Origin of the sequence: Amaricoccus sp. (genome assembly GCF_017995835.1) — a bacterium.
Taxonomy (GTDB): domain Bacteria; phylum Pseudomonadota; class Alphaproteobacteria; order Rhodobacterales; family Rhodobacteraceae; genus Amaricoccus.
The window spans coordinates 1-13410 of record NZ_JAGOID010000023.1; the positions used below are offsets into that span (position 1 = coordinate 1).

Annotated in this window: 7 protein-coding genes and 2 pseudogenes; 1 reads left to right on the top strand and 8 read right to left on the bottom strand. The window is 68.4% G+C overall.

Features of this window, described 5'->3' with window-relative positions; genetic code table 11:
• Positions 1 to 299, top strand: a pseudogene (locus KBA23_RS05795) (branched-chain amino acid ABC transporter permease); the annotation flags it as partial.
• Between the two features lie 231 nt (positions 300 to 530).
• On the opposite strand, the pseudogene rpoC reads toward KBA23_RS05795, so the two are convergent.
• The 8 genes and pseudogenes from rpoC to KBA23_RS05835 form a co-directional block, all read right to left on the bottom strand.
• Positions 531 to 4688 (bottom strand): annotated as a pseudogene (gene rpoC / locus KBA23_RS05800) (DNA-directed RNA polymerase subunit beta'); the annotation flags it as partial.
• A gap of 45 nt (positions 4689 to 4733) precedes the next feature.
• Entirely contained in the window at positions 4734 to 8867 is a 4134-nt protein-coding gene (gene rpoB / locus KBA23_RS05805) for a DNA-directed RNA polymerase subunit beta (RefSeq protein ID WP_290737844.1), read from the bottom strand.
• Between the two features lie 225 nt (positions 8868 to 9092).
• Entirely contained in the window at positions 9093 to 9476 is a 384-nt protein-coding gene (gene rplL / locus KBA23_RS05810) for a 50S ribosomal protein L7/L12 (protein WP_290737847.1), read from the bottom strand.
• Positions 9477 to 9557: 81 nt separating this feature from the next.
• Positions 9558 to 10073, bottom strand: coding sequence for a 50S ribosomal protein L10 (rplJ, locus tag KBA23_RS05815; RefSeq protein ID WP_290737850.1), 516 nt, complete (start codon positions 10071 to 10073; stop codon positions 9558 to 9560).
• 253 nt (positions 10074 to 10326) lie between these two features.
• Positions 10327 to 11025: a 50S ribosomal protein L1 gene (rplA, locus tag KBA23_RS05820; protein WP_290737853.1), complete on the bottom strand. Its 699-nt coding sequence runs from the start codon at positions 11023 to 11025 to the stop codon at positions 10327 to 10329.
• Positions 11026 to 11029: 4 nt separating this feature from the next.
• Positions 11030 to 11458 (bottom strand): 50S ribosomal protein L11, encoded by a 429-nt coding sequence (gene rplK / locus KBA23_RS05825; RefSeq protein WP_290737855.1) that lies wholly within the window; start codon positions 11456 to 11458, stop codon positions 11030 to 11032.
• A 100-nt stretch (positions 11459 to 11558) separates the two neighbouring features.
• Positions 11559 to 12092: a transcription termination/antitermination protein NusG gene (gene nusG / locus KBA23_RS05830; protein WP_290737931.1), complete on the bottom strand. Its 534-nt coding sequence runs from the start codon at positions 12090 to 12092 to the stop codon at positions 11559 to 11561.
• Positions 12093 to 12420: 328 nt separating this feature from the next.
• The gene (locus tag KBA23_RS05835) at positions 12421 to 13350 is read right to left on the bottom strand and encodes a 1-phosphofructokinase family hexose kinase (RefSeq protein WP_290737858.1); all 930 of its coding nucleotides are present in this window, start codon (positions 13348 to 13350) and stop codon (positions 12421 to 12423) included.
• Positions 13351 to 13410 lie beyond the last annotated feature (60 nt).

The following is a 13410-nucleotide window of genomic DNA, read 5'->3' on the forward strand; positions in this document are numbered from 1 at the left end:
GCTACAACCCGCTGCGCTACACCTTCCTCGTCTGGGTGATGGTGATCGTCGGCGGCTCGGGCAACAACTGGGGCGCGGTGCTGGGCGGCTTCCTGATCTGGTACATCTGGATCATGGCCGAGCCCGCCGGCGCGGCGCTGATGGCGATGCTCACCGCCGGAATGGACCCCGCTTCCTGGCTGCGCGGCCACCTGATCGACGCCGCCCCGCACCTGCGGCTGTTCCTCATGGGGCTGCTGCTGCTCGTCGTCATGCGCTTCGCGCCGAGGGGCCTGATCCCCGAGGCGCGCGGACGCTGAGGCTTCCCCGCGCGCCGGGTTCGGTCTCCGCGACCACCGGGGCCGCATAGTCCAGTGGTGAACGCGCCGGGGAAACGCGCCCCCCGGCGAACCCGGGCGCTCCGCCAGCGCGCCCCCAAGGCGCGCCGGCCCGAGGGGGGCTCGATGCCCCCCTCGGGCCGCCCCTCTTCGGGGTCAGTCCGCGTCGAGGTCGACGATCTCCATCGGGTCGTCGAACGCCGTCACCGCTGTCGCCGCCGCCTCGGCCTCGGCCTTGCGGGCCTCGATGATCCGACGGTCGCGGTCGGTGGCGATGCGCTTCAGCTCCGCCGTCGCCCGCCCGGTGCCCGCCGGGATCAGCCGGCCGACGATGACGTTCTCCTTCAGCCCGAAGAGCCGGTCGCGCTTGCCCTGCGTCGCCGCCTCGGTCAGCACCCGCGTCGTCTCCTGGAACGACGCCGCCGAGATGAACGACCGCGTCTGCAAGCTCGCCTTGGTGATGCCGAGCAGGATCGGCGCCCCCTTGGCCGGCTCGCGGCCCTCGCGGACCGCCTTCTCGTTCTCCTCGTCGAACTCGATCTTGTCGACCTGCTCGCCTTTCAGCAGCGTGGTGCCGCCACTGTCGGAGATCTCCCACTTCTGGAGCATCTGGCGGACGATCACCTCGATGTGCTTGTCGTTGATCTTCACGCCCTGGAGCCGGTAGACCTCCTGCACCTCCTCGATCAGGTAGTCGGCCAGCGCCTCGATGCCCATGATGGCGAGGATGTCATGGGGGGCGGGATTGCCATCCATGATGTACTCGCCCTTCTGGATGAAGTCGCCCTCCTGCACCGGGATGTGCTTGCCCTTCGGCACCATGTACTCGACCGGCTCAAGGCCCTCGTCGACCGGCTCGATGCTGATCCGGCGCTTGTTCTTGAAGTCCTTGCCGAAGCGCACATGGCCGGAGATCTCGGCGATGATCGCGTGGTCCTTGGGACGGCGCGCCTCGAAGAGCTCGGCCACCCGCGGCAGACCGCCGGTGATGTCCTTGGTCTTCGCGCCCTCGCGCGGGATGCGCGCGATGACGTCGCCGGGCTTCACGCTCTGTCCGTCCTCGACCGAGAGGATGGCGTCCACCGACATCGCATGGACCTCCGGGTTGCCGTTCGCGAGGCGCACCGGCTCGCCCGTCTCCGGATCCATGACGATGATCTCCGGCTTGAGGTCGGCGCCACGCGGGGCCGCCCGCCAGTCGGAAACGATCTTCTGGCCAATGCCGGTCGCCTCGTCGGTCTCCTCGCGGACCGAGAAGCCCGGCACGAGATCGACGAACTTCGCCACCCCCGCCTTCTCGGCGATGATCGGCAGCGTGTAGGGATCCCACTCGGCGAGCTTGTCGCCGCGCCTGATCGCCGCCCCCTCCCGGGCCAGCAGCTTGGAGCCGTAGTTCAGCTTGTGGATCGCCCGGTCGATGCCGGCGGCGTCCACGATCGCGAGCTCCATGTTGCGGGCCATGACGATCTGCTCGCCGTCGGCATCGGTGAGCAGCGACCCGCCACGCACCTGCAACACGCCCTCCTGGCTGGCCTCGAGGAAGCTCTGCGAGCCGCCCTGGGCGATGCCGCCGATGTGGAAGGTGCGCATGGTGAGCTGCGTGCCCGGCTCGCCGATCGACTGCGCGGCGATGATGCCCACGGCCTCGCCGGGGTTCACCTTGGTGCCGCGGGCGAGATCGCGCCCGTAGCACTGGGCGCAGATGCCGTCCTCGGCCTCGCAGGTCAGCGGCGAGCGGATCTGGACCTCGAGCACGCCCGCGGTCTCGATCAGGTCGGCGTCGCGCTCCTCGACGAGGTCGCCGCGCCGGAAGATCACCTCGCCGGTCTTCGGGTCGATCACGTCCTCCGCCGCGACGCGGCCGAGGATGCGCTCGCCGAGCGAGGCCACGACCTCGCCGTCCGACACCGCGGCGCGCGCGGTGATCGAGCGGTCGGTGCCGCAGTCGTCGATCTTGACGATGCAGTCCTGCGCCACGTCGACGAGGCGACGGGTCAGGTAGCCGGAGTTCGCGGTCTTGAGCGCCGTGTCGGCCAGACCCTTGCGGGCGCCGTGGGTCGAGTTGAAGTACTCGAGCACGGTCAGGCCTTCCTTGAAGTTCGACACCACCGGCGTCTCGATGATCTCGCCCGAGGGCTTCACCATCAGGCCGCGCATGCCGCCCAGCTGCTTCATCTGCTGGGGCGAGCCGCGGGCGCCGGAATGCGACATCATGTAGACCGAGTTCGGCTCGAGCTCGGCGCCGGAATCGTCGCGGCGCTGGGCCGAGATCTCGCCCATCATCGCGTCGGCCACGTCGTCGGAGCACTTGGACCAGGCGTCGACCACCTTGTTGTACTTTTCGCCCTGGGTGATCAGGCCGTCCATGTACTGCTGCTCGAACTCCTTCACCTGGTCGCGGGTGCGGTTCACGATCGACCACTTCGCGTCCGGGATGACCATGTCGTCCTTGCCGAACGAGATGCCGGCCTTGAACGCCTCGGTGAAGCCGAGACCCATGATCTGATCGCAGAAGATCACCGACTCCTTCTGGCCGCAGTGGCGGTAGACGGTGTCGATGACCTCGCCGACCTCCTTCTTGCGCAGGAGGCGGTTGACGATGTCGAACGGCGTCTTGAAGTTCTTCGGCAGGAGCGCGCCGAGCCGCAGCCGGCCCGGCGTGGTCTCGAACCGCTTCATGACGAACTCGCCGTTCTCGTCGACCTGCTCGATCCGGGCCGTGATCCTGGTGTGCAGGTTCACCGCCCCCGCGGCGAGCGCGTGGTCGACCTCCTCGATCGAGGCAAAGGTCATGCCCTCGCCCGGCTGGCCCTCACGGGCGATCGACAGGTAGTAGAGCCCGAGGATCATGTCCTGCGACGGCACGATGATCGGCTTGCCGTTGGCGGGCGACAGCACGTTGTTCGTCGACATCATCAGGACGCGCGCTTCCAGCTGGGCCTCGAGGCTCAGCGGAACGTGCACGGCCATCTGGTCGCCGTCGAAGTCGGCATTGAACGCGGCGCAGACCAGCGGATGCAGCTGGATCGCCTTGCCCTCGATCAGCACGGGCTCGAAGGCCTGGATGCCGAGGCGGTGCAGGGTCGGCGCCCGGTTCAGCATCACCGGATGCTCGCGGATCACCTCGTCGAGGATGTCCCAGACCTCCGGGCGCTCCTTCTCGACGAGCTTCTTCGCCTGCTTCACCGTGCTCGACAGGCCCTTCGCGTCGAGCCGCGAATAGATGAACGGCTTGAAGAGCTCGAGCGCCATCTTCTTCGGCAGGCCGCACTGGTGCAGCTTCAGCTCCGGGCCGGTCACGATCACCGACCGGCCGGAGAAGTCCACGCGCTTGCCGAGCAGGTTCTGCCGGAAGCGGCCCTGCTTGCCTTTGAGCATGTCGCTGAGCGACTTCAGCGGGCGCTTGTTCGTGCCGGTGATGACCCGGCCGCGCCGGCCGTTGTCGAAGAGCGCGTCGACGGATTCCTGCAACATCCGCTTCTCGTTGCGGATGATGATGTCGGGCGCGCGCAGCTCGATCAGCCGCTTGAGGCGGTTGTTGCGGTTGATAACCCGGCGATAGAGGTCGTTGAGGTCGGACGTGGCGAAGCGGCCGCCGTCGAGCGGCACCAGCGGGCGCAGCTCGGGCGGGATGACGGGGATCACCGTCATCACCATCCACTCGGGACGGTTGCCGCTCTCGCGGAAGGACTCCACGAGCTTCAGCCGCTTGATGATCTTCTTCGGCTTCAGCTCGCCCGTGGCCTCGGCGAGATCGGCGCGCAGCTGTTCGGCCTCGGTGTCGAGGTCGATCGCCGCCAGCATCTCGCGGATGGCCTCGGCGCCGATGCCGGCGCGGAAGGCGTCCTCGCCATAACGGTCCTGGGCGTCGAGGAACTCCTCCTCGCCGAGCAGCTGCCCGGCCTTGAGGTCGGTCAGTCCCGGCTCGATGACGACATACTGCTCGAAATACAGGATGCGCTCGAGGTCGCGCAGCGTCATGTCGAGCATCAGGCCGATGCGCGAGGGCAGCGACTTCAGGAACCAGATGTGCGCCACCGGCGAGGCGAGCTCGATATGGCCCATGCGCTCGCGCCGGACCTTCTGGAGCGTGACCTCGACGCCGCACTTCTCGCAGACGACGCCGCGATACTTCATGCGCTTGTACTTGCCGCACAGGCACTCGTAGTCCTTGATCGGACCGAAGATGCGCGCGCAGAACAGGCCGTCGCGCTCGGGCTTGAACGTGCGGTAGTTGATGGTTTCCGGCTTCTTGATCTCGCCGTAGGACCAGCTCAGGATCCGCTCGGGCGAAGCCAGCGAGATCTTGATCTCGTCGAACGCGCGCATCGGCTGGACCGGGGCGAACGGATTGGCGACTTCCTGGTTCATGTCTCTATCCTTGTTCGGGTGTCAGGAGCGGGGCGGCGTCCGCCCTCACTCCGCTTCCGAGTCCAGGAGCTCGATGTTGAGGCCGAGCGAGCGGATCTCCTTGACGAGCACGTTGAACGACTCCGGGACTCCCGCCTCGAAGTTGTCCTCGCCCTTGACGATCGACTCGTAGACCTTGGTCCGGCCCGCAACGTCGTCGGACTTCACCGTCAGCATCTCCTGCAAGGTATATGCCGCGCCGTAGGCTTCAAGGGCCCAGACCTCCATCTCGCCGAAACGCTGGCCGCCGAACTGCGCCTTGCCGCCCAGCGGCTGCTGCGTGACGAGGCTGTAGGGGCCGGTGCTCCGGGCGTGGATCTTGTCGTCCACGAGGTGGTGCAGCTTCAGCAGGTACTTCACGCCGACGGTCACCGGCCGCGCGAAACGCTCGCCCGTCCTTCCGTCATAGACGATCGACTGGCCCGAGGTGTCGAAGCCCGCGCGCTCCAGCGCGTTGTTGACGTCCGACTCCTTGGCGCCGTCGAAGACCGGGGTGGCGATCGGCACGCCCGCGGTGACGTTGCCCGCCGCCTCGAGGAAGTCGTCCTGGTCCATCTCCGAGAGCACCTCGTTGTAGAGCTGCTCGCCGTAGGCGACCTTCATCGCTTCCTTGACCGGGGTCATGTCGCCCGAGCGCCGATATTCCTGCAGGCCGAGGTCGATCGACTTGCCGAGGCCCCGCGCCGCCCAGCCCATGTGGGTCTCGAGGATCTGCCCGACGTTCATGCGCGAGGGCACACCGAGCGGGTTCAGCACGAGGTCGACCGGCGTGCCGTCGGCGAGGAACGGCATGTCCTCCTCCGCCACCACCTTGGAGACCACGCCCTTGTTGCCGTGGCGGCCGGCCATCTTGTCGCCGGGCTGGAGCTTGCGCTTCACCGCGATGAAGACCTTGACCATCTTCATCACGCCCGGCGGCAGGTCGTCGCCGCGGCGGACCTTCTCGACCTTGTCCTCGAACCGCCGCTCCAGCTGCTTCTTCTGCAGCTCGAACTGGCCGTGCAGCGCCTCCTGCGCCTGCGCGTCGGCGTCCTCGCCGAGCGCGAGCTGCCACCACTGGCCGCGCGACAGCTGGCCCAGCAGCTCCTCGTTGATCTCGGAGCCGGCCTTGACGCCCTTCGGCCCCTTCACCGCGGTCTTGCCGAGGATCAGGCCCCTGAGGCGGGCGTAGATGTTGCGCTCGAGGATGGCGAGCTCGTCGTCGCGGTCGCGCGACAGCCGCTCCACCTCCTCGCGCTCGATCTGGAGCGCGCGCTCGTCCTTGTCGACGCCGTGGCGGTTGAAGACCCGCACCTCGACCACCGTGCCGAAGTCGCCCGGCGGCAGCCGCAGCGAGGTGTCGCGCACGTCGGACGCCTTCTCGCCGAAGATGGCGCGGAGGAGCTTCTCCTCCGGCGTCATCGGGCTCTCGCCCTTGGGGGTGATCTTGCCCACCAGGATGTCGCCGGGGCCGACCTCGGCGCCGATGTAGACGATGCCCGCCTCGTCGAGGTTGCGGAGCGCCTCCTCGCCGACGTTCGGGATGTCGCGGGTGATCTCCTCGGGCCCGAGCTTGGTGTCGCGGGCCGCGACCTCGAACTCCTCGATGTGGATCGAGGTGAAGACGTCGTCCTTCGCCACCCGCTCCGAGATCAGGATCGAGTCCTCGTAGTTGTAGCCGTTCCACGGCATGAACGCGACGAGCACGTTCTTGCCGAGCGCCAGCTCGCCGAGGTCGGTCGAGGGCCCGTCCGCGATGAACTGGCCCTTCTGCACCACGTCGCCCACCTTGATGAGCGGCCGCTGGTTGATGCAGGTGTTCTGGTTCGAGCGCTGGAACTTGCGCAGCCGGTAGATGTCGACGCCCGGGTCGCCGGGGCCGACGTCCTCGGTCGCCCGGATCACGATGCGCATCGCGTCGACCTGGTCGACCACGCCGGCGCGCCGCGCGGTGTGGCAGGCGCCCGAATCCCGCGCAACCTTCTCCTCGATGCCGGTGCCGACGAACGGCGCCTCGGCGCGGAGCAGCGGCACCGCCTGACGCTGCATGTTCGAGCCCATCAGCGCGCGGTTCGCGTCGTCGTTCTCGAGGAACGGGATCAGTGAGGCGGCGACCGAGACGAGCTGCTTCGGGCTCACGTCGATCAGGTCGACGTTGGCCGGCGGGTTCAGCATGAAGTCGCCGCCCTTGCGGGTGGAGACGAGGTCGTTGGTGAACCGCCCCTCGCCATCGAGCTGCGCGTTCGCCTGCGCGATCGTGTAGCGCATCTCCTCGGTGGCGGACATGTACTGCACGTCGTCCGTCACCTGCCCGTCCTTCACGCGGCGGTAGGGCGTCTCGATGAAGCCGTACTTGTTCACCCGCGCAAAGCTCGCGAGGCTGTTGATCAGGCCGATGTTCGGGCCTTCCGGCGTCTCGATCGGGCACATCCGGCCGTAGTGGGTCGGATGCACGTCGCGCACCTCGAAGCCCGCCCGCTCGCGGGTCAGGCCGCCCGGCCCGAGCGCCGAAAGCCGCCGCTTGTGCGTGACCTCGGAGAGCGGGTTGGTCTGGTCCATGAACTGCGAGAGCTGGCTCGACCCGAAGAACTCGCGCACCGCCGCCGCCGCGGGCTTGGCGTTGATCAGATCCTGCGGCATGACCGTGTCGATCTCGACCGACGACATCCGCTCGCGGATCGCCCGCTCCATGCGGAGCAGGCCGACCCGGTACTGGTTCTCCATCAGTTCGCCGACCGAGCGCACCCGGCGGTTGCCGAGGTGGTCGATGTCGTCGATCTCGCCGCGGCCGTCGCGCAGGTCGACGAGCGCCTTGACCACGGCGATGATGTCCTCGCGGCGCAGGGTGCGCATGGTGTCGGGCGCGTCGAGGTCGAGGCGCATGTTCATCTTCACCCGGCCGACGGCCGAGAGGTCGTAGCGCTCGCTGTCGAAGAACAGGCTGTCGAACATCACGCTCGCCGCCTCGACGGTCGGCGGCTCGCCCGGGCGCATGACGCGGTAGATGTCCATGAGCGCCTGATCGCGGTTCATGTTCTTGTCGACCGCCATCGTGTTGCGGATGTAGGCGCCGACGGTGATGTTGTCGATGTCGAGCGTCGGGATCTCGGTGACGCCGTTGTCGAGCAGCACCTTGAGCGAGCCGCCGGTGATGTCGCCGGTCTTGCCGTCGACCTCCCAGGTCAGCTCGTCGCCGGCCTCGATCCAGATCGCGCCGGTCTCCTCGTTGATGATGTCCTTGGCGGCGTAGCGGCCGATGATCGCCTCGAAGGGGACGAGAACCTCGGCGATGTCGCCGCGGTCCAGCCACTCCTTGACCATGCGCGGCGTCACCTTCTTGCCGGCCTCGGCGATCACCTCGCCGGTCGCGACGTTGACGACGTCGTGCGCCGGCTTCGCGCCGCGCAGCCGCTCGGGGAAGAAGCGCGTGGCCCAGCCGTTCGCCTCCTTGCGGAACGAGACGGTGTCATAGAAGGCGTCGCAGACGCCCTCCTGGTCGAGCCCGAGCGCATAGAGCAGCGTCGTCACCGGCAGCTTCCGGCGACGGTCGATGCGGGCATAGACGATGTCCTTGGCGTCGAACTCGAAATCAAGCCACGAGCCGCGATAGGGAATGATCCGGCTGGTGAACAGCAGCTTGCCCGAGGAATGGGTCTTGCCCTTGTCGTGGTCGAAGAACACGCCCGGGCTGCGGTGCATCTGGCTTACGATCACCCGCTCGGTGCCGTTGACGACGAAGGTGCCGTGCTGCGTCATCAGGGGCATGTCGCCCATGTAGACGTCCTGCTCCTTGATGTCCTTGACCGAGCGCGCGCCGGTCTCCTCGTCGACCTCGAAGACGATCAGGCGCAGGGTGACCTTCAGCGGCGCGGCATAGGTCATGTCGCGCTGCATGCACTCCTCGACGTCGTACTTCGGCGGCTCGAGCTCGTAGCGGACGAACTCCAGCGTCGCCGTCTCGTTGAAGTCCCTGATCGGAAAGACCGACTGGAAGGTGCCCTTCAGCCCCTCCCCGTCCTGCGGAACCGGGCCGTCGCCCGACTGAAGGAACAGGTCATAGCTCGACTTCTGCACCTCGATCAGGTTCGGCATGTCCGCGACCTCGCGGATCTTGCCGAAGAACTTCCGAATGCGCTTGTGACCGGAATACGTCTGAGCCATGCTCGCACCTCTCGCCTCACGGCCGCTGGCTTCCGGCGGGGAACGGAAGCCGCGGCCTTGCTGACGCGTCGATCCAATGCCTGCGCGACTCCCACATCGCGCGTCCGGATCCCCATGCGTCTGTCACGATGCCCGCGCACGGGCGCCCTGAGAAACGCATGAACCGGACCCGCGTCGCCGCGGGTCCGACTCGTCTCGTTAACGCAACCTCAAGTTGCGCTCAACTCACTTCAGCTCGACTTCCGCGCCGGCGTCGACGAGCTTCTTCTTGATGTCCTCGGCCTCGGTCTTGGAGACGCCCTCCTTGACCGCCTTGCCGCCGGCCTCGACGAGATCCTTCGCCTCCTTGAGGCCGAGGCCGGTGATGGCGCGGACTTCCTTGATGACGTTGATCTTCTGGGCGCCGGCCGACTTCAGGATGACGTCGAACTCGGTCTGCTCCTCGGCGGCCTCGGCCGGAGCCGCGCCGGCGGCGGGGCCCGCGACCATGACGGCGCCGCCCGCGGCGGGCTCGATGCCGTACTCGTCCTTGAGGATCTTCTTCAGCTCGGCGGCCTCGAGCAGGGTCAGGCCCACGATCTCTTCCGCCAGTTTCTTCAGGTCAGCCATTTTTTCCGTTCCGTATCAGGTTCGATTGGGGTCGTCCGGTTCCGCCGCGCTCACACGCCACGATCCGGCCTCCAGGTCGCGTCAAGCCGCCTCGCGCTCCTCCAGCGTGGTGAGGATCGCGGCGATGTCCGCCGCCGGCGCGCCGATGGCCGAGACCAGCTGCCCGGCCGGGCTGCCGATGCACGCCACCACGGAAGCGATGAGCTCCTCGCGGGACGGCATCGAAGCCACGGCCTTCACGCCGGCCTCGTCCAGCGGCGTCGCCCCCATGGCGCCCCCGAGGACAACGAGCTTCTTGTTGTCCTTGGTGAAGGCCTCGACCGCCTTGGCGGCCGCGACCGGGTCCTGGGAATAGGCGAGCACCGTCATGCCCTTGAGCAGATCCCCCATCCTCTCGGCGGGGGTGTCCTTCAGGGCGATCTTGGCGAGCTTGTTCTTGGCGACGCGGACGCCGCCCCCGGCCTGCCTCAGGCGGGAGCGGAAATCCGTCATCTCGGCGACCGAGAGGCCCTCGTAGTGCGCGACCACGACGACACCAGAGTCAGCGAAAATCTGGCCGAGCTCGCCGACCACGACTTCCTTCTGGGCTCTATCCACGGTTCTCTCCAAGTATGGCGAAGGGTCGCCCCCTCGCCGGCTCGTATTCGCCGGGGTCTCCGACCCCCGGCGTCTCGGGTCCGTTGGCACGGGTCCCGCCAAGAACGCCCCGGAGCGTCTCCGCTCCGCTCGATCCCGATCGTTCCCCGTCTCGGGCAGGACCTACGCCCCGAAGGGCCGCCCACCGTCTCGGACAGTCGGACAGGGCTCGCGCCCCGCCCGGAACATCCCCCGGTCGCCCGGGGGAATCCCCTTACTCGGCGACCGCCGAGCTCACGTCGACGCTCACGCCCGGACCCATGGTCGAGCTGAGCGAAATCTTCTTCAGGTAGGTGCCCTTGGCGCCCGTCGGCTTCGCCCGGTTCACCGCCTGCACGAAGGCTCTGACGTTCTCGACGAGCTTTCCCTCGTCGAAGCTGGCCTTGCCGACGCCGCCATGCACGATCCCCGCCTTCTCGACGCGGAACTGCACCTCGCCGCCCTTGGCGTTCTTCACCGCCTGGGCCACGTCCATCGTCACCGTGCCGACCTTGGGGTTCGGCATCAGGTTGCGCGGGCCGAGGATCTTGCCCAGGCGGCCTACGATCGGCATCATGTCCGGCGTGGCGACGCAGCGGTCGAACTCGATCGTCCCGCCCTGGATCGTCTCCATCAGATCCTCGGCGCCCACGATATCGGCGCCGGCCGCCTTGGCCTCGTCGGCCTTGGCGCCGCGGGCGAACACCGCCACGCGCACGGTCTTGCCGGTGCCGTTCGGCAGGCTGACCACGCCGCGAACCATCTGGTCGGCGTGACGCGGATCGACGCCGAGATTGACCGAAACCTCGACCGTCTCGTCGAACTTCGCCGTGGCGTTGGCCTTGACGAGCTTCACGGCCTCGGCGACGGCGAGGTTCTCCTTGCCCTCGAACGCCTCGGCGGCCTTGCGGATGCGCTTGCCCTGCTTCGCCATGGCCCTACCCCTTGACCTCGATGCCCATCGACCGGGCCGAGCCCGCGATGATGTTCATCGCCGCATCGACGTCCGTGGCGTTCAGGTCCTTCATCTTCGCCTCGGCGATCTCGCGCAGCTGCGCCAGCGTCACCGACCCCGCATTCGCCTTGCCCGGCGTCTTCGACGCCGACTTCAGCCCCGCCGCCTTCTTGAGCAGGAACGACGCCGGCGGCGTCTTGATCTCCATCGTGAAGGACTTGTCGGTGTAGTAGGTGATGATCACCGGGGTCGGCTGGCCGACCTCCATCTCCTGCGTGCGCGCGTTGAACGCCTTGCAGAATTCCATGATGTTGATGCCGCGCTGGCCGAGGGCGGGACCCACGGGCGGCGACGGGTTCGCCTTGCCGGCGGCGACCTGGAGCTTCAGCTTCCCGGCTACCTTCTTGGCCATGACGGCCTCCTCTCCATGCCCTCCGGTCGCGACCTCGGGGCGCTACATGGGGTGGTGCGGTCCGCCGGGCGCGCCCGGCTCGCCTCCCACCACGGCTTCATCAGGACGCCTTGGCGACCTGGGTGAATTCCAGCTCGACCGGGGTCGCCCGGCCGAAGATCGAGACCGACACCTTGAGGCGGCTCGCGCCCTGGTCGACCTCCTCCACCATCCCGGAAAAGCCCTCGAAGGGCCCGTCGGTGACGTTCACCGTCTCGCCGGTCTGGAAGGTGATGATCGAGCGCGGCCGCTCCTGGCCCTCGACCACCTGGTTCATGATCCGGGCGACCTCCTCGTCCTTCATCGGCGAGGGCTTGCCCTGCGGACCGAGGAAGCCGGTCACGCGGTTGGTGTTGTTGATCAGGTGATAGGCCCGGTCGGTCATCTCCATCTTCACCAGCACGTAGCCGGGCATGAAGCGCTTCTCGGACTGCACCTTCTTGCCGCGGCGGATCTCGATGACCTCCTCGGTCGGGACCATCACCTCGGCGATCTCGTCGGCGAGCCCCTGCTGCGCCGCAGTGTCGCGGATCGACTCCGCGACCTTCTTCTCGTAGTTCGAGAGCACGCTCACGGAATACCAGCGCATCGCCATCTGGTTCGTCACCTCAAGTACCTCGGCGGGGTTCTTCGCCCTGGCCGCCGTCCTGCTCACGCTGGCTCGCGCCTCTCCCGACGCGAAAACGAGCACGCCGACCGAATCGGTGCGCGCCGTCAACTGCATTGGGAGGTGCTGACATACTCTTGCCATCGGGCAGGTTCAAGGGGGGAACGAACCGCGTTCACCCGCGGACCGGTTCACGCCCGGCCGCAGGTATCCCGGTCCTCGAAGCCCGCGCTGCGCGAGGGGTGGACCCGGATGCCGCGCGGGAACTTCAGCCGCTTCACAGGCGCCGGCGCGCGCCTCGCGGGCGCGGGCGCGCTCAGTTCCGCGACAGGGCCGCGTGCAGGCGCTCGACGTCGGCGCGGCGGCAGAGGTCGGTGCCCGGCGCCATGGCGGTCGCGGCCCCGGCCGCCATGCCGAGCAGGAAGGCCTGCACGACCGACCGCCGCTCCGCGAGCGCCAGCGTCATGGCGCCGACGAAGCTGTCCCCGGCGCCCGTGGCGCTCTGCGTGACGACCTCGGGGGCGCGCCGGACGAGCGTCGCCTCGCGGCTCGCCAGAACGGCCCCGTCGCGGCCCATGGTGACGGCCACGACCTCGGCCCGACCGGATTCCACGATCTCGCGCGCCGCCTCGGCCGCCTCGCCGGCGTCGGCGAGCGGCAGGCCGGTGAGCGCCCGGAACTCGCCGATGCTCGGCTTGATCAGCGCGAGCCCGCCCGCGTCCAGCGTGGAGCGGAAGGCGGGGCCGGAGCTGTCGACCACCACCCTGGCGCCGCGGTCGGCCGCGCGCCGGGTCAGCGTGACGAAGGCGTCGGGCGGCAGGCCGCGCGGCAGGCTGCCGCTCACCACCAGCCAGTCGTGATCCAGCCCGTCGATCAGATCGAGGCAGGCGAGCCACTCCGCCGGCGTCACCTCCGGCCCCTCGGGCACGAACCGGTACTCGAGCCCGGTCGAGCGCTCCATCACCGCCATGCTGATGCGGGTGTGCCCGGCGATCCGCACGCGGCGGAAATCGAGCCCCCGCTCGGCCATGAGCTCGTCGAGCACGCCCCCCGTGGCCCCGCCCGCAAGGTAGACCGGCAGCGCCGGCCCGCCCAGTTCGGCGATCACGCGGGCGACGTTCACGCCGCCGCCGCCGGGGGTGTAGCGATCGCCGCGGGTGCGGATCTTGTGGGTCGGCCGCACCGCTTCGGCCTCGGACGCCCCGTCGATCGCGGGGTTGAGCGTGAGCGTGACGATGGGCTTCATGCGGACCTCCGGGCGGCTGTGCTAGCACCGCCTGCGGCGGGCCGCAAACCGCCCGGCCGC

Bases quoted from the DNA above. Each gene is read 5' to 3' on its own strand.
- rplK (WP_290737855.1), bottom strand. From the start codon at position 11,458: ATGGCCAAGAAGGTAGCCGGGAAGCTGAAGCTCCAGGTCGCCGCCGGC.
- rplL (WP_290737847.1), bottom strand. From the start codon at position 9,476: ATGGCTGACCTGAAGAAACTGGCGGAAGAGATCGTGGGCCTGACCCTG.
- KBA23_RS05835 (WP_290737858.1), bottom strand. From the start codon at position 13,350: ATGAAGCCCATCGTCACGCTCACGCTCAACCCCGCGATCGACGGGGCG.
- nusG (WP_290737931.1), bottom strand. From the start codon at position 12,092: ATGGCGATGCGCTGGTATTCCGTGAGCGTGCTCTCGAACTACGAGAAG.
- rplA (WP_290737853.1), bottom strand. From the start codon at position 11,025: ATGGCGAAGCAGGGCAAGCGCATCCGCAAGGCCGCCGAGGCGTTCGAG.
- rpoB (WP_290737844.1), bottom strand. From the start codon at position 8,867: ATGGCTCAGACGTATTCCGGTCACAAGCGCATTCGGAAGTTCTTCGGC.